The sequence below is a fragment of the Micromonospora sp. NPDC051227 genome (genome assembly GCF_044455385.1).
Lineage (GTDB): Bacteria > Actinomycetota > Actinomycetes > Mycobacteriales > Micromonosporaceae > Micromonospora.
Genome location: NZ_JBITET010000015.1, coordinates 1 through 22,972 on the forward strand (window position 1 = coordinate 1; position 22,972 = coordinate 22,972).

19 protein-coding genes are annotated in these 22,972 nt (G+C 70.3%); 5 read left to right on the forward strand and 14 right to left on the reverse strand.

All coding sequences use genetic code 11. The annotated features are described in order from the left end of the window. Positions 1 to 163: 163 nt before the first annotated feature. Positions 164 to 1,003 (reverse strand): DUF4081 domain-containing GNAT family N-acetyltransferase, encoded by an 840-nt coding sequence (locus ACIA47_RS27585; protein ID WP_196921561.1) that lies wholly within the window; start codon positions 1,001 to 1,003, stop codon positions 164 to 166. A gap of 5 nt (positions 1,004 to 1,008) precedes the next feature. After that, a complete protein-coding gene (locus ACIA47_RS27590) occupies positions 1,009 to 2,262 on the reverse strand; it encodes an MFS transporter (RefSeq protein WP_396711315.1) in 1,254 nt (417 codons plus the stop codon). 112 nt (positions 2,263 to 2,374) lie between these two features. On the opposite strand from ACIA47_RS27590, the gene ACIA47_RS27595 reads away from it, so the two are divergent. Continuing rightward, on the forward strand, positions 2,375 to 2,962 hold the full coding sequence (locus ACIA47_RS27595; protein WP_396711316.1) for a PadR family transcriptional regulator: 588 nt from the start codon (positions 2,375 to 2,377) through the stop codon (positions 2,960 to 2,962). Positions 2,963 to 3,095: 133 nt separating this feature from the next. Here ACIA47_RS27595 and ispG read toward each other — a convergent pair whose 3' ends face one another. The 7 genes from ispG to ACIA47_RS27630 all read right to left on the reverse strand — a co-directional run bounded on the left by ispG (position 3,096) and on the right by ACIA47_RS27630 (position 13,060). Further along, entirely contained in the window at positions 3,096 to 4,268 is a 1,173-nt protein-coding gene (gene ispG, locus ACIA47_RS27600; RefSeq protein WP_278123724.1) for a flavodoxin-dependent (E)-4-hydroxy-3-methylbut-2-enyl-diphosphate synthase, read from the reverse strand. Positions 4,269 to 4,277: 9 nt separating this feature from the next. Beyond that, positions 4,278 to 5,528, reverse strand: coding sequence for a site-2 protease family protein (locus ACIA47_RS27605; RefSeq protein ID WP_203125912.1), 1,251 nt, complete (start codon positions 5,526 to 5,528; stop codon positions 4,278 to 4,280). Then, positions 5,528 to 6,739, reverse strand: a complete 1,212-nt coding sequence (dxr, locus tag ACIA47_RS27610) for a 1-deoxy-D-xylulose-5-phosphate reductoisomerase (RefSeq protein WP_396711317.1) — start codon at positions 6,737 to 6,739, stop codon at positions 5,528 to 5,530. The genes ACIA47_RS27605 and dxr overlap by 1 nt, the downstream gene beginning before the upstream one ends. Positions 6,740 to 6,782: 43 nt before the next feature. After that, positions 6,783 to 7,430, reverse strand: coding sequence for a Uma2 family endonuclease (locus ACIA47_RS27615; protein ID WP_396711318.1), 648 nt, complete (start codon positions 7,428 to 7,430; stop codon positions 6,783 to 6,785). Between the two features lie 128 nt (positions 7,431 to 7,558). Continuing rightward, positions 7,559 to 8,011, reverse strand: coding sequence for a hypothetical protein (locus ACIA47_RS27620; RefSeq protein ID WP_396711319.1), 453 nt, complete (start codon positions 8,009 to 8,011; stop codon positions 7,559 to 7,561). A gap of 355 nt (positions 8,012 to 8,366) precedes the next feature. Then, positions 8,367 to 12,059, reverse strand: coding sequence for a CARDB domain-containing protein (locus ACIA47_RS27625; protein ID WP_396711320.1), 3,693 nt, complete (start codon positions 12,057 to 12,059; stop codon positions 8,367 to 8,369). 449 nt (positions 12,060 to 12,508) lie between these two features. Continuing rightward, positions 12,509 to 13,060 (reverse strand): GNAT family N-acetyltransferase, encoded by a 552-nt coding sequence (locus tag ACIA47_RS27630; protein WP_396711321.1) that lies wholly within the window; start codon positions 13,058 to 13,060, stop codon positions 12,509 to 12,511. Between the two features lie 51 nt (positions 13,061 to 13,111). Here ACIA47_RS27630 and ACIA47_RS27635 point away from each other — a divergent pair, with 51 nt between their 5' ends. After that, complete coding sequence (locus tag ACIA47_RS27635) at positions 13,112 to 13,975, forward strand: YhjD/YihY/BrkB family envelope integrity protein (RefSeq protein WP_396711322.1); 864 nt, start codon at positions 13,112 to 13,114, stop codon at positions 13,973 to 13,975. A gap of 47 nt (positions 13,976 to 14,022) precedes the next feature. Then, the gene (locus ACIA47_RS27640) at positions 14,023 to 15,618 is read left to right on the forward strand and encodes a phytoene desaturase family protein (protein WP_396711323.1); all 1,596 of its coding nucleotides are present in this window, start codon (positions 14,023 to 14,025) and stop codon (positions 15,616 to 15,618) included. Between the two features lie 118 nt (positions 15,619 to 15,736). Here ACIA47_RS27640 and ACIA47_RS27645 read toward each other — a convergent pair whose 3' ends face one another. Further along, the gene (locus tag ACIA47_RS27645) at positions 15,737 to 17,317 is read right to left on the reverse strand and encodes a Rieske 2Fe-2S domain-containing protein (RefSeq protein WP_396711324.1); all 1,581 of its coding nucleotides are present in this window, start codon (positions 17,315 to 17,317) and stop codon (positions 15,737 to 15,739) included. Positions 17,318 to 17,515: 198 nt separating this feature from the next. Here ACIA47_RS27645 and ACIA47_RS27650 point away from each other — a divergent pair, with 198 nt between their 5' ends. Beyond that, a complete protein-coding gene (locus tag ACIA47_RS27650) occupies positions 17,516 to 17,737 on the forward strand; it encodes a DUF2631 domain-containing protein (RefSeq protein ID WP_036412111.1) in 222 nt (73 codons plus the stop codon). Positions 17,738 to 17,824: 87 nt separating this feature from the next. Here ACIA47_RS27650 and ACIA47_RS27655 read toward each other — a convergent pair whose 3' ends face one another. The 3 genes from ACIA47_RS27655 to ACIA47_RS27665 form a co-directional block, all read right to left on the reverse strand. Next, on the reverse strand, positions 17,825 to 18,988 hold the full coding sequence (locus tag ACIA47_RS27655; RefSeq protein ID WP_396711325.1) for a DivIVA domain-containing protein: 1,164 nt from the start codon (positions 18,986 to 18,988) through the stop codon (positions 17,825 to 17,827). 31 nt (positions 18,989 to 19,019) lie between these two features. Continuing rightward, a complete protein-coding gene (rlmN, locus tag ACIA47_RS27660; RefSeq protein ID WP_091400305.1) occupies positions 19,020 to 20,177 on the reverse strand; it encodes a 23S rRNA (adenine(2503)-C(2))-methyltransferase RlmN in 1,158 nt (385 codons plus the stop codon). A 104-nt stretch (positions 20,178 to 20,281) separates the two neighbouring features. After that, positions 20,282 to 21,514, reverse strand: a complete 1,233-nt coding sequence (locus tag ACIA47_RS27665) for a phosphatidate cytidylyltransferase (RefSeq protein ID WP_396711326.1) — start codon at positions 21,512 to 21,514, stop codon at positions 20,282 to 20,284. 382 nt (positions 21,515 to 21,896) lie between these two features. Here ACIA47_RS27665 and ACIA47_RS27670 point away from each other — a divergent pair, with 382 nt between their 5' ends. Further along, the gene (locus tag ACIA47_RS27670; RefSeq protein WP_203122900.1) at positions 21,897 to 22,340 is read left to right on the forward strand and encodes a hypothetical protein; all 444 of its coding nucleotides are present in this window, start codon (positions 21,897 to 21,899) and stop codon (positions 22,338 to 22,340) included. A 52-nt stretch (positions 22,341 to 22,392) separates the two neighbouring features. Here ACIA47_RS27670 and frr read toward each other — a convergent pair whose 3' ends face one another. Further along, a complete protein-coding gene (frr, locus tag ACIA47_RS27675; RefSeq protein ID WP_088946658.1) occupies positions 22,393 to 22,950 on the reverse strand; it encodes a ribosome recycling factor in 558 nt (185 codons plus the stop codon). Positions 22,951 to 22,972 lie beyond the last annotated feature (22 nt).

Here is a 22,972-nt window from a genome sequence, read left to right on the forward strand (position 1 = left end):
CCTACATCAGCCTCATCCACACAACTTGATCAACAACTCATGACACAACTATCGGGACTTCCCCTTGACACATGTCTCGGGACAGCACAGTCAGCCGCTGACGGAAACTGTCCAAGATCTCCGGGGAAACACCAACCCGCGGGGCCGACCCGCAGGCAACCCGTCAGAAGAGGACGGTGGCCAGGGTGCCGATCGGCTGGAAGCCGCAGCGCTCGTAGACGCGGCGGGCCGGGAGGTTGAAATCGTTGACGTACAGGCTGACGGTGGGGGCGACCCGCAGCAGCGCGTCGCGGACCACGGCTGCCATGGCGGCGGTGGCGATCCCCCGGCCTCGCCACTCCGGTGCCACCCAGACGCCCTGGATCTGCGCCGTCCGCTTGGTGACCACGGCCAACTCGGCCTTGAACACGACCTTGCCGTCGATGATGCGGGCGTACGCGCGACCGGTCCGGACCAGATCGTTGACCCGCCGGCGGTAGCTGCGGCCGCCGTCCTCGGCAAGCGGGGACACTCCGACCTCTTCGGTGTACATGGCGACCGCCGCCGGGAAGAGCCGGTCGACCTCGCCGGAGCGAACCTGGCGTACCTCCGGGTCGGCCGGTACGGGTGGCAGCGTGTCGGTGACCAGCAGTGGCTGATTGGGGCGGACGTCTCGCGCTGGCCCCCACGTGTCGGAGAGGCGGTCCCACAGCCCGAGGACGGCGTCGGCGCGGCCGACGATGGAGGAGCAGAGCCGCTCCTCGCCAGCGAGCAGGTCGGCGAAGGCAGCCACAGCGGCGTCACTGGCCAGCACCGGGGTCAGGTTGCCGCCGAGCCAGCAGAGTGACTCCAGGTTGCGGCGAGCCCCGTACCCCAGGATTCTGCCCTCGGCCCGCCACCAGGAGAGTCCGCGCGCGGCGATCCGCTCGGCGACCTGCGCGCCCGCGAACGGGTCATGGTCGAGCAGTCGCTCAACCGCGCGGCGCTCCGATTCCCCCAGTTGGCGTACCGGCACCGTCAGCACGACTATCAGCCTGCCAGATCGGCACCCTGCTTCGCCGGTCGAGTGACAAGGCCGGCACCGTCTCCACCAGGCCGGGTCCGCCCGGCCCACCGGACGACCGGGGGCACGAGGGCTCCGAGCAGGAGAAACAGGGCACCGAGCACGAGCCAGCCAGGTACGCCCCAGCCGAGTGCGAGGGTGGTCACCACGACCGGTGCGAGCATCTTGCCCAGTTCGTAGCCCATGCCGTACGCCCCCTGGTACTGCCCTTGGGCGTCCGCTGGTGCCAGCCCGAAGGAGATCCCCCAGCCGGCGGCGGAGTGCCACAGCTCCCCGGTGACGTGCGCGAGTGACCCTAAGCCGAGCAGGCCCACCGCGCCGGCGGCGGGCAGCGCACCGCTGGCGGCGAAGAGTACGCAGGCCAGGGCGATGGCCACGCCCGCTCGGCGGGCGGCGCGGGCGGCTCCGGACAGGGTGGCGGCGGTGCCAGCGGCGCGTACCTGGAGGAGCACGACCAGCACGGTGTTGACCAGCGTCAACGCGGAGATCATCCAGGCGGGGGCCCGGGTGTGGCCGGCGATCCACAGCGGCAGCGCGATGGTGAGCAGGCTGAAGTGCATCGACATCAGCCCGTCGACCAGTGTGAAGGCGAGGAACGGGCGGTCCCGTAGGGCGACCAGCCGAGGACCGTGGGTCGGGGCGGCGACCTGGGCGACGGCGGGCAGTCGAAGGAAGACCACCGCCGCGGCCAGTGATGTCGCCGTCGAGGCCAGGATCAGCGCGACGTACCCGGTTCGGGTGTCGGCGGCGATGGCGAAGCCGCCGAGGACGGCGCCGACGGAGATCCCGACGTTGGTGGTGGCTCGTAGGTAGGCGCGGGTGCGTACCCGCTGGTCGGCTGGGATCGCTCCGGCGATCAGCGCGCCGCGGGCACCGCGCTCGACCGCGTCGGCGAGCGCGGTGGCCGCTCCCACCAGCACGAACGTGGGGAACGACCGCACGGCGATCAGGCCGATGGTCAGGGTGCCGGCGACGAACAGCGCGCCGACCTGCACACCGCGTGGGCCGACGCGGTCGGCCAGGTAGCCGCTCGGGGCGCTGGCCAGGACACCGACCAGGGCAGAGATGGTCAGCCCGATGCCCACCTGGGTGGCCGACAGGCCGACCGACCGGGTGAGGAAGAGCGCGCTGGCGACGAGCCAGAGGCCCCGCCCGACGGTCTTGACCAGAGTGCCGAGGGTGAGGACCCGGGCCGGGCCCGGCGGGGGAAGCAGGCGCATGACCGACACCCTAACAAGACGTACGTACGGTTTGGTAGATCGGGGTTGTCGCTGATGCATTGCCGATATATCGTCGATGCATCAGCGATAGTCCTACGGAAGGGAGAACCCGATGAGGTTCCACCGACAGCACCACCCGACGCACGATGCCCGGATGCGGGGGTTCGGCTTCCCGCCGGTCCCGCCCGGTCCGCACGGCCACGAGCACGGACACGGCGGCCCCTGGGGCGGCCGGGGCCGTGGGCGGGGTCGGGGCCGACGCCCCAATGTCCGAGCCTCCGTGTTGGCCCTGCTCACCGAGCGGCCGATGCACGGCTACGAGATGATCCAGGAGATCGACTCCCGCACCGGCGGTGCGTGGCGGCCGAGCCCCGGCTCGATCTACCCCACCCTCCAGCTGCTGGAGGACGAGGGCGTGATTGTCGCCAGCACCGAGGAGTCCGGTGGTGGGCGGAAGCGGTTCACGGTCACCGATGCCGGTCAGGCGGAGGCCACCGAGGCCGCGCAGACCCCGCCGTGGGCGGACGTCGCCCAGGGCACGGTGAGCAGCTGGCACGACATCCGTGACTCCGGCGCACAGGCGATGAACGCGCTGCGCCAGGTGATGATGAACGGCACCGACGACCAGCGTGAGCGTGCCGCCCAGGTGCTCGACGAGACCCGACGCAAGCTGTACGCGATCCTCGCCGAATCCGAGTGACGCCAGGCCGCACCACGGCACAGCAGGGCACGGCACAGCAAGGCGCGGCACCACAGCGCGAGAGCGCAGGATCAGCACGAACGCACAGCGGCCGTTCCCCGCACGGGGAACGGCCGCTTTTCCAAATGGAAAATCAGTGCACGGTGACGGTAGGGCCGGTGACCAGCCCGCGCAGCTCCTCGGGGAGCTCAGCGCCCATCTCGTCGGCGATCCGCAGCGCCTCCTCGATCAGCGTCTCTACGATCTGCGCCTCGGGCACCGTCTTGACGACCTGCCCCTTGACGAAGATCTGGCCCTTGCCGTTGCCGGAGGCGACACCGAGGTCGGCTTCCCGCGCCTCGCCCGGACCGTTGACCACGCAGCCCATGACGGCGACCCGCAGCGGCACCGGCAGCCCTTCCAGGCCGGCGGTGACCTCCTCGGCGAGCTTGTAGACGTCCACCTGGGCCCGCCCGCAGGACGGGCACGAGACGATCTCCAGGCCCCGCTCGCGCAGACCGAGGGACTCCAGGATCTGGTTGCCGACCTTGATCTCCTCGACCGGCGGGGCGGACAGCGACACCCGGATCGTGTCGCCGATCCCCTCGGCCAGCAGTGCGCCGAAGGCGACCGCCGACTTGATGGTGCCCTGGAACGCGGGCCCGGCCTCGGTGACGCCGAGGTGCAGCGGGTAGTCGCACTGCTCGGCGAGCTGCCGGTACGCCCGGATCATCACGACCGGGTCGTTGTGCTTGACCGAGATCTTGATGTCGCGGAAGCCGTGCTCCTCGAACAGCGAGCACTCCCACAGCGCCGACTCGACAAGCGCTTCGGCGGTGGCCTTGCCGTACTTGCTCAGCAGCCGCTTGTCCAGCGACCCGGCGTTGACGCCGATCCGGATCGGCACCCCCGCCGCTCCCGCGGCCCGGGCGATCTCCTTGACCTTGTCGTCGAACTGCCGGATGTTGCCCGGGTTGACCCGGACCGCCGCGCAGCCGGCGTCGATCGCGGCGAAGACGTACTTGGGCTGGAAGTGGATGTCGGCGATCACCGGGATCTGCGACTTCTTGGCGATCGCGGGCAGCGCTTCGACGTCGTCCTGCGAGGGCACGGCCACCCGGACGATCTGGCAGCCGGACGCGGTCAGCTCGGCGATCTGCTGGAGCGTGGCGTTGACGTCGGAGGTGAGGGTCGTGGTCATCGACTGCACGGACACCGGCGCGCCGCCACCGACCGGCACCGAACCAACCATGATCTGGCGGCTGGCGCGACGGGGAGCGAGCGGCGGGGGCGGCACCGCGGGCATACCGAGACTGATAGCTGTCACTTCAGGCACTCACCTTGAGAAGAGCGTGATCGGGTTGACCACGTCCGCGGCGATGGTCAGCAGCGTGAACGCGCCACCGATCAGGATCACCGCGTACGTGAAGGGCATCAGTTTGAGGTAGTCCACCCGGCCGGGGTCGGCCCGGCCGATCCGACCGTAGACCCAGGAGCGGGCCCGTTCGAACCAGGCGATGGCGATGTGGCCGCCGTCCACCGGGAGCAGCGGCAGCAGGTTGAACACGCCGATGAAGAAGTTCAGTGACACGAAGAGCATGAAGAAGACCAGCCAGGCGTTGTTCTCCACCGCCTCGCCGCCGAGTCGGCTGGCGCCGACCACACTGATCGGGGTGTCGACGTCCCGCTCGCCGCCGGTGAGGGCGGTCCACAGGGCGGGGACCTTCTGCGGGAGGCGCTGGAGCGCCTGGGCGGTGCCGACGGCCAGCTGACCGGTGAAGTCGGCGGTGGCGCCGAAGGCGCCGACCGGGCCGTACGTCACGCGCGTGGGCGTGCTGGGGACGAGCCCGACGCCGAGCGCGGCCACCGGCGCGGCGGCGCCCTTGGGGTCGTCCAGCGGCGGACGCTCAGTCTGCGCGAGCACCGTGCTGGTGGTGCCCGGCTGCCCGTCGCGGACGTACGCGATCTGCGCGGTCTCCCCCGGCTTGAGCGTGCGCAGCGTGGTGAGCAGGTCGCCGTAGGAGTTGATCGGGGTGCCGTTGACCGAGGTGATCCGGTCACCGTTGCGCAGTTGTGCCTGGGCGGCCGGGCTGGCCGCGTCGGCGGGGGTGCACGCCCGCAGCGAGTTTTCCGGGACCACGCACTCACTGAGCCGGATGACGGCGGGCTCCTGGCGGGCCTGCGCGTCGGTGGTCGGGAAGTCGGGGTTGGGCAGGCCGGCGGAGACGGCGAGGATCCAGATCGTGACCAGGGCGAGCGCGAAGTGCGTGATCGACCCGGCGGCCATCACGATCGTCCGCTTCCAGACCGGGTAGCGCCACATCACCCGCGACTCGTCGCCCGGCTCGACGTCGTCGTCCTGCGGGGTCATCCCGACGATCTTGCAGAAGCCGCCGAGCGGGATGCCCTTGAGGCCGTACTCGGTCTCACCCCGCCGGAACGACCAGATGGTGGGGCCGAAACCGACGAAGTACTTGGTGACCTTCATCCCGAACGCCTTGGCGGTCAGCAGGTGACCCGCCTCGTGCAGGCTCACCGAGATGAGAATGGCCAGGGCGAAGAGGACCACCCCGAGCAGGTACGACATCAAGCTCCTTCCACCGAACCCGCGATGATCTCCTGCGCGTGCGCGCGTGCCCACGACTCGGCCGCGAGCACGTCCTCGACGGTACCTGGTTCGTCGAAGTCCGGAGCCTCCTCCAACACGCGTTCGAGGGTGTCGACGATGCCGAGGAACGGCAGCCGGCCCGCCACGAACGCGGCCACGCACTCCTCGTTCGCCGCGTTGTAGATCGCCGGGCGGCAGCGCCCGGTCTCCCCGGCGGCCTTGGCCAGGGCGACGGCCGGGAACGCCTCGTCGTCGAGCGGCGCGAACTCCCAGGTGTGCGCGGCCGTCCAGTCGACGGCGGAGGCGGCCTCGGGCACCCGGTCCGGCCAGCCGATACCGAGCGCGATCGGCAGCCGCATGTCCGGTGGGCTGGCCTGGGCGATCGTCGACCCGTCGACGAACTCGACCATCGAGTGGATCACCGACTGGGGGTGCACCATCACGACGATGTCGGCATACGGCACGTCGAACAGCTCGTGCGCCTCGATCACCTCAAGCGCCTTGTTGACCATGGTCGCCGAGTTGATCGTGACGACCGGCCCCATGTTCCAGGTCGGGTGTGCGAGGGCCTGCTCGGGTGTGACCTGCGTCAACTCGTCGCGCCGTCGACCCCGGAACGGGCCGCCGCTGGCCGTGACGATCAGCCGGCGCACCTCACCGCGCGTGCCGGAGCGCAGACACTGGGCCAGCGCCGAGTGCTCCGAGTCGACCGGAACGATCTGCCCCGGCCGCGTCACCGCGGCCTTGACCAGCGGGCCGCCGGCCACGAGCGACTCCTTGTTGGCCAACGCGAGGGTACGACCACCGCGCAGCGCGGCCAGCGTAGGAGCGAGGCCCAGCGAGCCGACCACCCCGTTGAGCACGACGTCGCACGGCCAGTGGGCCAGCTCGGTCATGGCGTCCGGACCGGCCACGATCTTGGGAAGCTTGAAGTCCCCGGTGGCCCACCCGCGCCGACTCGCCTCGGCGTAGAACGCGAGTTGCAGATCCTGCGCGGCGGAGGCCTTCGCCACCCCGACCGCCTCGACGCCCAGTTCGAGGGCCTGCGCGGCGAGCAGCTCGACGTTGCCGCCGCCGGCGCCCACGGCGACCACCCGGAACCGGTCCGGGTTGCGCCGGACGATGTCGATGGCCTGGGTGCCGATCGAACCGGTTGACCCGAGCAGAACAAGGTCGCGGGGGGAAGTCACATGGCCATTCTTCCCCACCTCCGCTGCACGCCCGCTGGGAGCCTCAGCCCTCCCCCTCCGCCGACGCCTCGGGCAGCGCCTCCTCGCCCAGCAGGTCGGCCGGATCAATGGAGAACTCGAACGGCTCCCGCATGACGAAGCGCGTCCCGGCCGCAGCGGCAGCCACCGGCCGGTATTCCCCCTCGGCCAGCTCGTACAACGCGATGGTGGGCACCCGATTGCGCAGGTCAACCCGGAGGAAGAAAGGTACGCGGGCGGCAGCGTACTCACGCGGCCGGTCGATGATGTCCTTGCGCCGGTTTCCGGGCGAGACGATCTCCCCGAGAAGCACAGCGTGCCTGATGTCCATCGTCGTTCGACCGCCGCCGGGAGCGTCGAGAATGACGATGTCCGGGATGAAGAGATCCTGGCCCGAGACGATGTTCGTCTCAAGATAGAGCCACAGCTTCGCCCGACGAGCCGCCTGCTTGAGGAGATAGGCGAGACCCAGCTCCGCGTCCTGATGGTCGTACCCGGCATGCGGTGTCACGATCACGCTTCCGCTCAGGATCTCAACCTTGGGGCCGTTGGTCTCCGGCAACAGGTCGAGGGCGAGCTGCGCGGTCCACGGCTCGTCGTGCCACCGCAGCACGTCGAACGACGGCTCGGTGTGCTGCGGCGCCGGCTCCGGCGCGAACGCTGCCTGGGCCATCCGGGCTCACCCCCTCAGCGGACATCCTGCTCAGCTCAGCCTAGTCGCGCCGCCCCACCCGGTACGGCATCGCACACACGGTGCGACAGATTGGGATATCGGCCTGGTCCCCCAGGTTCCGGCGGCGTTCAGACCGGGGCGACGCAGAACACGACGTCGAGGTAGTCGGAGCGTTTTGTCCAGTTCGAGTAGTGGTAGTCCATGAAGCCGGGTGCCTGGGCCTCGCACACCGCATCGGCCTGCGCCTCGTCGGCGACGGCCTGTTCGACGCGAGCCAGCACCCGCCACGTCCCGGGACCACACGGGGAAATCTCGTACACCACGGTGGCCGCGCCACCGACGTTGCGCACGCACTGGCCGGCCTGCACGAACTGCTCGTCGCCGCTCGCCGTGGCGGTGGGCGTGGCCGAGGTCGGGCTCGCTCCCGCGCTGCTCCGCGCCTCTGGCGTGCCGCGGGAACCGGCCCATTCGATCACCTGGAACACCACGCCCACGATGCCGGCGATCGCGGCAGCGGCACCCAACCAGCGCAGGAGGGCCCGCAGCGGCCGGCTTGTGGTGGACCCGGTTTCGTCATCCATGCTCGCCTCCGACCCTGCTGCCGGGCAGCCACCGCGATCGCGGCGCCGATCCACTTTCCACATTGACAGGTCGGCACGAGGCACGTCACGCACCCTGGATCGCCGCCAGAGGCAGCACAACTTCCGCTGCCCACCCTGTCGAACCAGGTCAACTGCCGTCCTCGACGGTCATGACCGGTTCTACCCGTCGGCGGCGGCGTCGGATGTCCGACTATCGCCACTACCCGGCATGATCGACTCGGGTTTACGGAAGTCGGGGTGTCCGCAGCGTGCGGACACCCCGACTTCGCTGAAATCGTGTTGATCAAGCGCGATCGTCGACCGGGGGGCCGCCGGAGCGGCCCCCCGGGCAGGGCTAGCCGCCGTTGATGACGAACTGCGAGCCCGGCTGGATGACGATGTTGCCGTCGGCCGAGTTGGTGATTGTCACGTTCGTCAGGTTGGCGTTGCCGCGCGCGCCGCTCATCGCGAGGATGCCGGCACCGTTGTTCGACCTGTCGATCCGCACGTTGGTGATGGCGACGTTCGGCATGTTGCCGCCACCGTTCTTGAACTGGATGCCGTCGTAGGTGGAGTCGATGATGTCGGTGTCGCGGATGGTGACTCCGACGATGTCCCTGGTGGCCGGGAAGAGGGTGATGGCACCGAACTCCTGGTCCTCGTTCCAGAAGGCGCCGCCGGTGCGGTAGAGCCCGTTGTTGGCGATCAGCGTCGTGCCGGAGAACGGCAGCGGATCATGGTCGGTCGCCAGCATGATGCCCGGGTAGTTGGCGGTGTCGTAGATCAGGTTGTTCTCGATCGAGTTGTCGTAGCCGCCGTAGATGGCGATGCCGTTGGCCCGCCAGGGCAGTTGGATGGTGTTGTTGACGAAGTGGTTGTCGTGGGCGATGTCGACGTTGCGGTCCTTGACGTACGGGTTGGCCCAGACGGCGAGCGCGTCGTCACCGGTGGTGCGGAAGGACGAGTTGAACACCCGCGAGTTACGCGTGCCGTTGCTGAAGTTGATGCCGTCGGCGTACGTGTTGCGGATCCGCATGCCGGTGAACTCCAGCCCGTCGGCCGGCCCCCACAGGTCGGGGATGTTGTCGTAGTCGCGGCCCACCCAGACGCCCACGTTGGCGTGCTCGATCCAGACATTGCTGATCTTCGTGCCGGTGCCGAAGCGACCGTTCAGACCAACGCCACCCTCAGCGTTGCCGTCACCGCCCCGGATCCGACCCGAGCCGAAGATGGCGATGTCGGAGATCTGGGTGTTCTTGTCGATGTCGAAGCCGAAGTTGCCCTCGTGCGGGTGGTTGATGCCGCCCACCACGTTCTGCGGCTCGGTCAGCGTGTAGAGCTGCGAGTGCCACATCCCGGCGCCCCGGATCGTGACGTTGCTGATGCCGACCTGGTTGTGCGTGCCCCGGTTCAGCGGGTCGTCGGTCAGGATCTTCTGCTCCTGCCGCCACTGCCCGGCGGGGATCCAGACGCAACCGATCACGCCGTTCTGGTCGTCGGTCACCGCGCGCTGGATGGCGGCGGTGTCGTCGAGCCCGTCGTTGGGGACCGCACCGTACGACGTGATCGAGGTGCAGCCGGCCGGCTGGCTGGCCGCCGGCGCGACCTGCTCCAGGTCGATCATGTCGATGACGTAGAAGGAGGCGGTGTCACCCGAGTCGCGCTGCAACTTGAACCGGGTGCCGGCCGGGTACGACTGCGCCAACAGCGCGTTCGACTCGTCGAAGAGCCGTCGGGCGTCGGCCTGCGGGGAGTTGGTCAGCGCCTCCGGCCCGTCGGTGTTGCCGTAGAGCCAGCTGTGCTTCGACGACAGTGTCAACTTCCGGGAGAAGACGTCGTTGACGTAGAGGCTGATGGTCGCCTCGATGCCGCCACCACCGGGCGCGTCCGGGATGGAGTTGCGCACCACTATGGAGTTGGCCTGGTTGGCCGAGGTGAACTCGACGAACTGGCCGGTGTTGGTGAGTCGTACCGACTTGCGACCCGAGGACTCGCTGGCGAAGTTGGTGTGCCCGAAGGTACGCAGCGGGTCGGCCTCCAGCAGCGTGCCCTGGTAACGGCCGGCCTCCGCCTCGTAGGAGACGTACGGGACGGCGGCCCCACGACCGACCACGATCGACCGGCTGAACGCGTTGTTGGTCTCGTTGGTCTCGGTGACCACGTTGGTGGCGTCGGCGGTGGCGGTGATGGTGGCGCCGCCGCTGGTGGCGGTCCAGCTGCCGCTGACGGCCACGGTGACCGTCGCGCCGGCGGCGATCGAGGCGGTGTTGGTGTTGAGCGTGGTGCTGCCCGCCACCAGACGGGTGACAGTGGTCGCGCCGGTCGCGGCGGTGCCCCGGTTGCGGACCGTCACGGTGAAGGTGACGGACGCCCCGACGGCCGGGTTCGGCGGGTTCGAGGCGATGCTGAGCACCTGGAGGTCGGGGCCCGGGGCCTGCGCCACCACCAGCGGCGACGCGGCGGTGCGGCTGTTGTTGCCGTTGTTCTGCTCGACGATCGTGTTCGCCGGGTCGACCACCGCCGAGACGGCGTAGCTGCCCATCGGCCGCGTACCGGCGTTGAACGACACGGTGGTCGAGGCGCCCGCGGCGAGCGCGCCCACCGAGGCGCTGCCGACGACCGCGCCGGCCAGGCTGAAGTTCACAGTGGTCGCACCGGCGGCGGCCGACCCGATGTTCTGCACCACGGCGGAGAGCGTGACCGGCGAGACCTCGCTGGGCGACGAGGGTGACCAGGTCACCGAGCTGACGACCAGGTCCGGGTTGGGCGCCGGCGTGCCGCACACCTCGAGCTCGGCGACCTGGCCGGACGGGGCGCCGGTGTTGCCGGTGAACCGCAACTGCACGTCCGCGGTGGTCGCGCTGACCGGGATGGTCACCACGTTGCTGCCCTGGGCGAACTGGTAGGCCGCCGCCGACACCAGACTGGTGTACGAGGACGACGCCTGGTCGCGACCGAGGACCTGGATGGTCTGGGTACGGGTGCCCCAGGCCGGGTCCGGGTTGAGCTTCACCGTGACACCGGAGATGGAGTGGTTGGCGCCCAGCGCCACGGTCAGGTTCTGCGGGTAGCTCGCCGCGCCCTCCCAGTAGGTGGTGAGCTGCCCGTCGTTCGCCTTGTCCGGGGTGAAGCTGAAGGTCGAGCCGCTCGCCGTCATGCTCTTGCCCTGCGCCACGTTGGTGCAGGCCGGCGGGTTGCTGCCGGTGCGGGTGACGGTGTTGCTGTTGCCGGAGAGGTTGCCGGCGCCGTCGCGGGCCCGGACGTGGTACGACACGGTCGCCGTGGCCGGTTGGGTGTCCTGATAGGTGAGGACGGTGCCCAGCGTGGCGATCAGGTTGTCGCCCCGGTAGACGTTGTAGCCGGCGAGCCCGCTGCCGCCGGAGTCGGTGGAGGCCCCCCAGCTGAGCGTGATCGTGCTGCCCGACGTGCTCTGCGACAGCGTGCCCGGCACGCTCGGCGCGGTGGTGTCGGGGGTGGTGCCGCCGCTGCCGTACACCTCCAGCTCGGAGAGCTGCCCGGCCGGCCAACCGCTGTTGGCGGTGATGGTGATCCGGACGTAGCGGGTGGAGGTCGAGCTGAAGTTGATCGTGGCAGTGCTGCCGCTGGCGGGGTTGAAGGTGTACGTCTGTGACCCGACCAGGTCGGTGAAGGACGAACCGTTGGCACTGCCTCGTACGCTCAGCGTCTGTGTCCGGGTCCCCCAACCGGAGGTCGGCAGCTTCAGCACGACCTGGTTGACGCTCTGCGACGAGCCGAGATCGACCTGCACCCACTGCGGGAACGCGTTGTTGACGCTCTCCCAGTAGCTGCCCGCGTTGCCGTCGACGACCTTCGACGAGTCGTAGACGTCGGCGTGGCCGCTCTCCTGGGTGGGACGGCCCTGGGCGAGGTTGGTGGCCGCCGGGGCGAAGCCGGTGCTCGGTGCGGCGGCCGGGTCGGCCGGGCGGGCGGCGGCGGCCGGGTTCGCGACGGCGGTCGCCCCGGCCGTCGCGATCAGCGCGGCGGCGGCCGTGGCCGCCACCATCCTGAACAGATTCGTTCGTCTCATCACTGTCCTTGTCGTCGGGGGGACGGTTGCCGCGGTGGCTGGACCACGGGGGTGGGGGTGCGGCGGTGCAGCGCCGGCCGATGCGTGAGCCGGTGTGGAGAGAGACGGGATGGCACGGGCGGTGCGAGGGCGCCGCTCGTCCTGGAAACACCAGATGGGTACGACCATCAACGGGCCTCCCCAGGAGGCCCGTTGAATCTTCCGAGAGCATGCACAGAACCGTGCACTTCTTTGTCAAAATCTTGCGTTACTTTGACCCAAAGGTTACTGACGTGCTACGGGAGCGTCAACACTTCGACCACCGTGACTATTGACGGACTTGTCTGCCCTGGGGGTCACTGCCCTGCCCGACCGGCCCACAATTTCGGGGAAGGTGCCGCCTCCCGACGAGTGGAGGCCACACCTTCCCCGAAGTTGCACGGATCTTGCGTCAGGTCGTGCGGGAACGATCAGGCATCTGGTGCGGTCAGCACGAAGGTCTCCAGCAGCTCCCCGCCGTACCAGTCGGTGCGCTGACCGACATGGGTCATGCCCAGCCTCCGAGCAACCGCCATCGACGGCTCGTTGCTCGGCGACACGACCGCGTAGATCTCCCCGGTACCGGCGGCGAACTCCCGGGCCACCGCCGCGCGGGCCGCTTCGGTGGCGTAGCCGTGACCCCACGCGTCCGGGTGCAGGTGCCAGCCCACCTCGATGTCGTCGGTCCGGCGCGACTCGTCGCGCCCCGGCAGCGGCTTGAGCAACACGGTGCCCACCACCTGACCCGTCTCGCGTACCTCGATCGCCCAGGTGCCGTACCGGCCGCCGTCGTCGGCGTGCCGCTCCTGCCAGATCCGCAGCCGCTCGACGGCCTGGGCCGGGTTGGTCATCGGCAGACCCGACGCCATGCCCAGATATCGGCTGACCTCGGGACGCGAGTAGATGTCGTAGATCCGGGCCAGATCGGCCGGATCGTCGGTCCAATCGCGCAGGATCAGGCGTTCGGTGGTGAGAACAGTCATGACCGGCGATCTTAAGGAGTGACGGCCCCGGCGACGGGGAAGGAGGATCCGATGGGCAACGGATGGCAGCGCGCGAAACGAATCACCACTGCCGCGTTCCGTCCGGTGCGCGGACGGGACCTGTCGCTGCACGCCGCCGCGATCACCTTCTACGGGGCGATCGCCGTGGTGCCGGTCGCCCTGCTGGCGATCTGGCTCACCGCACTGGCGGCCGGGGCCGATCGGGTACGCCGGCTCACCTCGTACGCCGTGGAGGCCCTGCCCACCGCGATCGGCGCGCCCCGGGCGGTGGAGGCACTGGTCGACGCCGGGGTGGAGTTGACCCCGCTGCTGGCGCTGGCCTCCCTGCTGCCCGCCTCGCTGTACGGCGAGGGCCTGCGCCGGGCGTTCGTCTCGGTGGCCGCGCCCCGCTCCGACGAGCACCTGGTCGGCTGGCGGGGCCGGCTCCTGCTACTGCCACTGCTCGCGCCGGCACCCGCGCTGCTGCTGTCGATCCTGCTGGCGCTCCCGCTCACCACCCGCCTCGTACGCCAGGGCGGTTGGCTCGGTGTGCTCGGCGTGGTGCTGTCGTTCCTGGGGGTCTGGCTGGTGCTGACGCCGGTGCTGGTGTGGGTGTTCCGGGTCGTCGGGCCAGCCTCACCGGACTGGCTCTCCACCCTCGGGGTCGGGTCGTTCACCGCGGCGAACCTCTCCGGTTTCCTGCACGGCTTCGTGCTCTTCGCTTCGCTCCCGCTGGACCTGGGAGTGCCCTTCGGCGGCTTCGACGACATCGGCGCCGGCGTGGCCGTACTCCTCTGGCTCTACCTGTTCCACGTGATCGTCCTGGCTGGCTACTCCGCCACCCTGGCCCTCTCCCACTGGCGCACCACCCGCACCCCCCGCACCCCCCGCACCCCGGGGCCTGGTCGATCATGAAGTTACTGCCACTCGCGCGGCGTGTCGGCGGACTAGGCTGCGGCGGCATGAGCAGTGAGATTCCGGCCCGCGCCGACGTCGTGATCGTCGGTGCCGGGCACAACGGTCTGGTCTCCGCGGTCCTGCTGGCCCGAGCCGGCCTGGACGTCCTCGTGTTGGAGGCCGCCGACGTGATCGGCGGCGCGACCCGCACCGAGAACCCGTTCCCGAAGGTGCCGGGGCTGCGCCACTCCACCGGGTCGTACCTGCTCGGGCTGATGCCGCCGGAGCTGCTCGCCACGCTCGACGTACGAATCCCGGTGCTACGCCGCGACCCGCACTACTTTCTCCCCACCCCGGGCGGCCTCGGCTCGCCGTACCTGCTCTTCGGCAGTGACACCGCCGCCACCCGGGCGCAGCTCGCCGAGTTCTTCTCCCCCGCCGACGTGGCCGCCGACGACGCCATGCAGGCCGAGCTGGCCGCGCTGCGCGAAGACCTCGCGCCGGCCTGGTTGGCCGAGCCGCTGAGCGTGCCGGAGACCGCCGAGCGGCACGTCCGCCCGGCGCTGCGTCAGGTCTTCGTCGACCTGGTGCAGGGCTCCGTCGCCGACTATCTGGCCCGGTTCGAGTTCCGCTCCGAACTGCTGGTCAGCATGTACGCGGTCACCGACGGCCTGTCCGGGCTCAACGCCGGCCCGGACGACCCCGGCACCGGGCACAACTTCCTCGTGCACAACATGTGCAGGCTGCCCGGCTCCGGCGGCACCTGGATGATCGCCGAGGGTGGGATGGGCACCGTCTCGCGGACGTTCGCCGAGGCCGCGCGCGCCGCCGGGGCGACGATCCTGACCGGTACGCCGGTGAGCGCGGTGACAGTGGACGGCGGCGCGGCCAGCGGAGTCGTGCTGGCCGACGGCAGGCAGGTCGCCGCCCGGGTGGTGCTCGGTGCGTGTGACCCGTACCGGTTGATGGACCTGTTGCCCGACGGCGCGCTCCCGGCGCCGCTCGGCGCACGGATGGCGGCGGTCCGCCGGCCCGGCACCACCCTCAAGCTCAACCTGGCGCTCACCGGGTTGCCGCGGTTCTCCTGCCTGCCGGACGGCACGCCGAGTCCGTTCGGCTCGACCATCCACCTGCTGCCCGGGTCGGCGTCGCTGGTCGGCGGGGCGGCCACCTCGCCGATGACCGCGCTGCGCGCGATGTGGGCGGACGTGCAGGCCGGGCTGCTGCCGGCGGAGCCCACCATCGAGTGGTACCTGCACACCACCGTCGACCCGTCGCTCTCCGACGCCGCCGGGCACCACTCGTCGGCCCTCTTCGTCCAGTCCGTCCCCTACCAGCTCGCCGGCACGACCTGGGACGCGGAACTGCCCGGCTACGTCGACCGGCTGATCGGGATCGTCGAGCGGTACGCCCCCGGCACCGTCGACCTGATCGCCGACGCGGTACCGCTGCCGCCGCCCGGCATCGAGGAGCACTTCGGCATCACCGGCGGGCACATCCACCACGTTGACAACACCGTCTCGTTCACCGACCGGATGCCCTACGCCACCGGCATCGACGGCGTGTACGCCGGCAGCGCCGGCTGCCACCCGGCCGGCAGCGTCATCGGCGCAGCCGGCCACAACGCCGCCCGTCGCATCCTCACCGACCTGTCGGCCTAACCCGCCCCGCCCCTTGAGCCGCGTCGATCATGGACTTGTGGTGCCCGATTCAGTGCATTTCAAGGCTTTTGCCCCCCCCAAAACTCCATGATCGACGCGCGCTGGGACGAAAGGCGGGTCAGATCACCGCCTCGCCGGCGGGAGCCGGAGTCTCCGCGTCCACCCGGTGGGCTCGCACCTTGTGGCCGACGCTGGTCAGGCAGCGGCCGCTGGGCAGGTCGAAGCGCCAGCCGTGCAACTGGCAGGTGAGCTGGTCACCGTCGACGATGCCGAAGCGGGTCAGGTCCGCCTTCAGGTGCGGGCACCGCCGCTGCACCACCCAGTCGCCCAACGTGATGTCCTCGGCGTCGGTGCTGCGTTCGTGCTCGTCGTACCAGCCCTCGGCGTACTGGAGCCGCTCCTCGGACAGGCACTTGAAGAACGCGTAGACGAACTCGTTGTACTGGCCGATCCGGGCCGCCGAGAACCGGCAGGACAGGAAGAGCGAGTTGACCCAGTCCACCTCGTCGATGAAGAGCAGGTGCTCGATCAGCGACCGCTCGGTCCGGAACCGGTAGCGCACCTTCTCGTCCGCGTACGGCCGGACCTCCTTGCCGGGGAAGTCCACCACGATCGACTCGACGCTCTCGCCGTCATACCCCACCAGGTCGAAACGGACCGGGCCGCCAACCCCCTTGGCCAGGTAGATCGACTCGTCGAGCAAGGGCTCGATCCGACGCTTCATCTCGCCGAGCACGTCCACCTCGGGGTGCCGCCAGGACGCCTTCTCCGCCTCGATGATCGGGCGCTTGCGCTCCCGCATCTCCTCCAGGTGCGCGACCTTGTTCGCGAAGAACTCCTGCACCGGCACCGGGTGGGTGGTGCTCGCGCCCTCGGTGGTGACCTCGGCGACGCTGCCCGGCAGCAGCACGATCCCGTTGGTGCCGCCGACCTTGGCGTACTCCGACAGAAAGACGGACTGGTCGGGGAAGATGTTGCCCTCGTCGCCGTGGATGTCGTTGAACTGCCACAGGGCGTCGTCGAGGAAGCACGGCGGGCCGGCGATCGGGAAGACGTGCGAGGCCTTCAGGTCGTCGATGTACCGCCAGGTCCGGTCGAACTGCCGGTCACGCTTCTGCTTACCGAACGCGGTCTTCGCCGCCTGCGGCAGCTCGTAGACCATCGGATACCAGATCGCACCGGAGAACTGGAGCAGGTGCGCGTGCACGTGCCCCAGCTCGGCGAAGACGCTCAGGTCGGTGGGGCGGGCGTCGTTCTGGTTGAGCAGCCGCACACCGCCGTACTCGACCCAGAGCGAGGAGTCGCCGATCGGTCCGTCGGTCGGGCTGGTCAACGCCTGAATCATGATCTTCAGGCCGCCGGGCAGCTCCACCACCTGCTCGTTGGGCGCCTTCAGAAACTTGGTGAAGCCCAGCGCCCGGAACTCGTCCTCCATCTCCGAGGTGGGGAACTCGGGGAGCAGGACCGTGGCGTCCTTGGAGACGAAGTCGCGCAGGTGCTTCGCGTCGAAGTGGTCCCGGTGCAGGTGGGAGACGTACAGGTAGTCGACCTGACCCAGGCTCTCCCAGTCCAGCAGTGAATTGTCCGGGAAAGGAAACCACGACGCGAAGTAGGCCGGGTTGACCCACGGGTCGCACAGGATGCTGCCCGCGGCCGTGTCGATCCGCATGCTGGCGTGCCCGGTTCCGGTCACTCGCACCGCACAGTCCCCCTCAAACAGACAATCAGGTGTACGCCAAACGCTACCGGAGCGAGTCTGACCGCCGCCCCGCGACGCCGGTAGTGCCGTCCAGCCCGGGTGGGGCAGGGCCGATGGCCAGGAAACCCCCACCCCACCGCACCGCGTACGAGGCGTGCCAGACTAACCAAAGATCCGATCGCGAGGGAAGGACCGACAGTGGCAGGAAGCGAGCCGGTAACGTCGCCAGACCAGCACAAGCCCGGGCACCGCAAGGCCGGGCAGATCGGCGCCGTGCTGTCCGCACTGGCGCTGCTGGCGATGATCTGCGGCAACCACGAGGGCAGGGTCGAGGACATCTGGCTGATCGGCCTGGCCGCGCTGCTGCTGATCATCGTGATCGGCGACATCGTGTTGCGGCGCAGCGGTCTGCGCTCCTGACCCGACCCACCGCCGGACGGCCGGCCGACGTACGCCGAGGGCCCGCCCCCACCCGGGGGACGGGCCCTCGTCCGTGTCGCGTCGGGCTCAGCGCCCGAAGAGGATGTCCTGCACGTCCTTGAGCGCGGCGTCGACCTCGGCCTCGAAGTAGCCACCCGGCACCAGGCCGAACCGGAGCGTGTCCAGGTCCTTCGGGTCGACCGGCATCGGGTTGCGGCGCTGCATGCCACCGAGCAGGGTGTCGAAGAACCGGTCCACCTGGTCGGGGTCGTACCCGCTGCCGAACCGGCGCACCTGGAAGCTACGACGGATCTGGTCGACCCGGTACAGGTCGCTGCCGGGCGGACCGGCCATCGGCGGCCCACCCATCGGCGGGCCACCCATCGGGGGGCCGGCCACCGCGGGCGGACCGGCCATCGGCGGGCCGCCCATGCCCTGCTGCGGCATCGGAGGCGGACCGGCCGGACCACGGCGCATGTCGCGCAGATCCCGCTCCGGCATCCGGATCTCGGCCGTCATGTCGGCGCGGCCGTGCCGCCCGGCCTCGAAGCCGTCAAAGCGCGGCTCCTCCGGCGGCGGCGGATAACCGCCGGGCGCGCGCTGGTCGTCGGGGCCGTACCCGCCGCGCTGATCATCCGGGCCGTAGCCACCGGGTGAGCGCTGGTCGTCCGGGGGGCCGTACCCGCTGGGGCCGGCGGGCAGGCCGCGCTGCGGCATGCCGTGGCCACCCATCGGGCCGGGGCCCATCGGGCCACCGGGACCCATCGGGGGACCGGCCGGGCCACGTGGCGCGTCGTAACCACCGCCGCGGGGGGCGTCGTACCCACCGGCGAAGGCACCGGTCGGCTCGTCGTAGCGACCGTAGGGCGGGCCGGGCTGCGCGGGCATCGGCCGGGGCGGCATCGGCTGCGGAACCATGCCCCGGTCGTCACGCATGGGCGGACCCATCCGGTCCGGTGGGCCCATCCGGTCACCCATCCGGGGGTCGCCACCGCGCCCGGCGCTGTTGCGCTCCTCCAGCTCGGCCAGCTGCCGCTCGACCCGGTCCAGGTGCAGGTCGACCTGCCACTCGTCGTAGCCGTTGAAGCGGACCCGGAAGACGACGTCATGAACCTCCTGGGAGGCCACCGGGGCACCGACCTGTCGGCCGTCGAGCGTCGCCTCGACCCGGTCGAGGAAGGCATCCACCTCGTCGACCTTGTATCCCCGGCGGAGCGCCTTGCGCCGGAAACGCTGACCCTGACTCGCCACTATGTCTCCTGGTCTCGTTCGCCACGCCCGGTCACGCCGGTGCCTCTCCGGCGCGGTCGGTGTTGGTGTCGTTGTCTTCGGCGGCGGCGAGTTGGCCACACGCGCCGTCGATCTCGCGACCCCGGGTGTCCCGAACTGTGGTGGACACCCCGGCGTCGCGCAACCGCCGGACGAACTCCCGCTCGACCGGCTTCGGGCTGGCGTCCCACCGACTGCCCGGCGTCGGATTGAGCGGAATGAGGTTCACGTGGGCCAATTTGCCGGCCAGCAGCCGCCCGAGCAGGTCGGCTCGCCACGGCTGGTCGTTCACGTCCTTGATCATCGCGTACTCGATCGACACGCGACGGCCCGTCCGGGCGGCGTAGTCCCACGCTGCGTCCAGCACCTCGGCTACCTTCCAGCGCTGGTTTACCGGCACGAGTTCGTCGCGCAGATCATCATCGGGCGCGTGCAACGACAGCGCAAGGGTCACTGAGAGGTCTTCGCTGGCCAGTCGGTGGATGGCCGGAACCAGGCCGACCGTGGAAACAGTGATGTGCCGCTGGGACAGGCCGAGCCCCTCCGGAGCCGGGCTGACCAGCCGACGGATCGCCGCGATCACCCGGTTGTAGTTGGCCAGCGGCTCGCCCATGCCCATGAAGACGACGCGCGACAGCCTCGGCGGGGAACCCGCGACCACGCCGGAGGCCGCCACCCCGGCCATGTACACCGCCTGGTCGACGATCTCCGCCGTCGACAGGTTGCGGGTCAACCCGGCCTGGCCGGTCGCGCAGAACGGACAGGCCATGCCGCAGCCCGCCTGGCTGGAGATGCAGACGGTCACCCGGTCCGGGTAGCCCATCAGCACGCTCTCCACCAGCGCACCGTCGTGCAGCCGCCAGAGCGCCTTGCGGGTCGCGCCGTCGTCGCAGGCCAGCTCGCGCACCGGGTTGAGCAACGTCGGCAGCAACTGGTCGGCCAGCCGCTCCCGGGTCGCCGCGGGCAGATCGGTCATCGCCTGCGGGTCGCGGACCAACCGCCCGAAGTAGTGGTTGGAGACCTGCTTGGCGCGGAAGGCCGGCTCACCCAGCCCGGTGACCAACGCCTGGCGGCCGGCCAGGTCCAGGTCAGCGAGGTGCTGAGGGGGCATGGAGGCCCGGCGCGCGGCGGGGGCGACCGAGATGGCGGGGATCAGGGGCAGGCTCGTCATGGCTTGTCCAGTGTGTCACGCCGTCGGCGGCGGCTGCCGGTCCGGAGGTGTCGAACGGGCCGCGACCGCCGGAGCCGGATGGCCAGGAAGCCGTGATTCATACCTCAGTTCACCACCGGCACCAGGACCGCCAACAGCAGGTAGGCCGTCGGCACCGCGAACAGGATCGAGTCCAGTCGGTCCATCAGACCGCCGTGACCGGGCAGCAGGTTGCTCATGTCCTTCACGCCGAGATCCCGCTTGATCATCGACTCGGCCAGGTCACCGAGGACCGCCGCGCAGGAGACGGCCACCCCGAACAGCGCGCCCCACCAGGGGGCCACCTCGAACATCAGCCACAGCAGCACCGCGCTGCCGAGGGCCGCCGCGGCGACCGAGCCGGCGAAGCCCTCCCAGGACTTCTTCGGGCTGATCGACGGGGCCATCGGGTGACGGCCGAAGGAGACACCAGCCGCGTACCCGCCGGTGTCGGAGAGAACCACCCCGATCAGCGTGGCCAGGATGCGCAGGTGCCCGTCGTCGGGGGCCGCCGCCAGCAACGCCGCGAAACCGGCGAGGAACGGCACGTAGACGGCGATCAGGGTGGCCGCGGTGAGATCCCGCTGGAAGCCGGCCGGCCCGTCACCCAACCGCCAGATCATGGTGCCCAGCACGGTGACCAGCAGCCCCAGGCTGAGCGCGTCCGGGCCGGCGTACCAGGCCAGACCCACTGTCAACACGCCACCGGCGATCAGTGGCACCAGCGGCGGGTGCGCACCGCTGCGTCGTACCGCGCGGGCCATCTCCCAGATGCCGATGGCGACCGCGGCGGCGATCACCGGCAGGAAGGCCAACGGATAGAAGGCCAGCGGCACCACGATCAGCGCGCCGAGGCCGAGCCCGACCCCGATCGCGGCGGGAAGGTTGCGCCCGGCCCGCCCGGTGCCCACCTGCTGGGTGGCGGGTCGGTCGAGGCTGGCCCGGCGTCGCCCCTTCGAGCGTCGAGCGGTCGTCGGAGTCTCGTCCGGCACCACCTCCGCCCGGATGGGCGCGAGCTGCTCGGTCGGGTACCCCGGGTCGTCGTACCGGTCGGGCTGGTTGCGGTCGTCGACGTGCCGGTCGCGGTCGTCGAAACGGTCGTCCGGGCGGACCGGGCGGCCACGCTCGTCGTACGGGTCCGCTGGGTGCGGGTCGGCGTACGGCCGGGCGTGCGGGTCGGCGTACAGCTCAGGGCCGGCGGCCGGACGGCGGCTCCACTGGCCGGCCTCCAGCTCCTGCTCCGGCCAGGGCAGCACCACCGGGCGCTCCGGCCGGTCCCAGCCGCGAGGCTCGCTGCCGTAGGGGTCGGGGTGGGACATCACGCACCGCGACGCGGCACGAGAACCACCACATGACGCAAGACCACAAGCATCCCCTACACGTGCGATGTTCCTCCGATTGACCGCCCCGACGGTCGGTCGATCCCCGGTGTTCACCACCCGGTGGCCGGGAATCCTGCCGAGCCTACTGCACACGCCGGATCGGCACGGCGGACGAGGCACGCCCACGGACGCCACCCGCGCCGCCGGCCCGCCGGCCCGCGACGCACACCCCTTCGGTACGACAGACCGCAGGCAATCCGCAGCCGTCGATCCGACTCGTCCGGTGCACGATCGAGTACTGAGCGAAACCCGCCCGGCGTGGTCCGCTGGTGCCGCGCCGGCGCCAGCCCGCGCTCCGCAACGGGGGAAGGACACTCACATGTACAAGTTCGGTCTCGCGGTGTTGACGGTGGCCGCCATGGTCCTGGGAGCAGGGTCGCCGGCCGCCGCCACCGCGGCACGGACCAGGATCAGCATCGACCGCCACACCAGCGAGCTGTTCCCGTTCGAGCCGCCCGTCGGCGAGCCGGGAGTGACGTACCCGGCAGCAGGGGTCACCGCCACCGCCCGGAACTGCCCGGCCGGCATCGTCCTCATGTCGGCCTCGCTGGTGCAGGACGGCCTGCCGACCCTCTGGGCCACCGGGGGACACGGCGCCGGCGAGATCCTCTGCGACGGCGGCACTGTCGAACTCGGGATGGCGTTCGCCCGGATCGCTCCGGCGCTGCACCCCGGGCGGGCCACGGCCCACTTCTCGCTGCGCGACTGGGACACCGGCGAGCAGTTCGCCGAGAGCACCAGGACCGTCTGGATCCCCTGCTGACCTACGGAACGAGGCCCGTCCCCGACGTCGGGAACGGGCCTCGAAGCATGGGTCACACCTCGAGCAGCTCGGTTTCCTTGTGCTTCACCAGGTCGTCGATGCTGGCCACGTACCGCTGGGTCAGGTCGTCGAGTTCCTTCTCGGCGCGGCGACCGTCGTCCTCGCCGGCCTCGCCGTCCTTGACGATCCGGTCCAGCTCTTCCTTGCCACGGCGGCGGACGTTGCGGATCGCCACCTTGGCCTCCTCGCCCTTGTGCCGAGCCACCTTGATCATGTCGCGGCGGCGTTCCTCGGTCATCTGCGGGAGCAGGATGCGCAGCTGGTTGCCCTCGTTGTTCGGGTTCACCCCGAGGTCCGAGTCGCGGATCGCCTTCTCCATCGCGTTGATCTGCGAGTTGTCGTACGGCTTGATGATGGCCATCCGCGGCTCGGGGACCGCGATGGACGCCATCTGCGTCAGCGGCGTGGGGGTGCCGTAGTAGTCGATGATGACCTTGGAGAACATGGCGGCGTTGGCGCGACCGGTACGGATGGCGCCGAACTCCTCCTTGGCGTGCTCAACCGCACGCTCCATCTTCTCCTCGGCCTCGAGGAGGGTGTCGTCGATCACCGGTCTCCTCGCCTCCTTCTGT

Excerpts from the sequence above, each read along its gene's own strand:
- ACIA47_RS27590 (WP_396711315.1), bottom strand. The coding sequence starts at position 2,262 with ATGCGCCTGCTTCCCCCGCCGGGCCCGGCCCGGGTCCTCACCCTCGGC.
- ACIA47_RS27595 (WP_396711316.1), top strand. The coding sequence starts at position 2,375 with ATGAGGTTCCACCGACAGCACCACCCGACGCACGATGCCCGGATGCGG.
- ACIA47_RS27605 (WP_203125912.1), bottom strand. The coding sequence starts at position 5,528 with ATGTCGTACCTGCTCGGGGTGGTCCTCTTCGCCCTGGCCATTCTCATC.
- ACIA47_RS27615 (WP_396711318.1), bottom strand. The coding sequence starts at position 7,430 with ATGGCCCAGGCAGCGTTCGCGCCGGAGCCGGCGCCGCAGCACACCGAG.
- ACIA47_RS27620 (WP_396711319.1), bottom strand. The coding sequence starts at position 8,011 with ATGGATGACGAAACCGGGTCCACCACAAGCCGGCCGCTGCGGGCCCTC.
- ACIA47_RS27625 (WP_396711320.1), bottom strand. The coding sequence starts at position 12,059 with ATGAGACGAACGAATCTGTTCAGGATGGTGGCGGCCACGGCCGCCGCC.
- ACIA47_RS27630 (WP_396711321.1), bottom strand. The coding sequence starts at position 13,060 with ATGACTGTTCTCACCACCGAACGCCTGATCCTGCGCGATTGGACCGAC.
- ACIA47_RS27635 (WP_396711322.1), top strand. The coding sequence starts at position 13,112 with ATGGGCAACGGATGGCAGCGCGCGAAACGAATCACCACTGCCGCGTTC.
- ACIA47_RS27640 (WP_396711323.1), top strand. The coding sequence starts at position 14,023 with ATGAGCAGTGAGATTCCGGCCCGCGCCGACGTCGTGATCGTCGGTGCC.
- rlmN (WP_091400305.1), bottom strand. The coding sequence starts at position 20,177 with ATGACGAGCCTGCCCCTGATCCCCGCCATCTCGGTCGCCCCCGCCGCG.
- ACIA47_RS27665 (WP_396711326.1), bottom strand. The coding sequence starts at position 21,514 with ATGTCCCACCCCGACCCCTACGGCAGCGAGCCTCGCGGCTGGGACCGG.
- ACIA47_RS27670 (WP_203122900.1), top strand. The coding sequence starts at position 21,897 with ATGTACAAGTTCGGTCTCGCGGTGTTGACGGTGGCCGCCATGGTCCTG.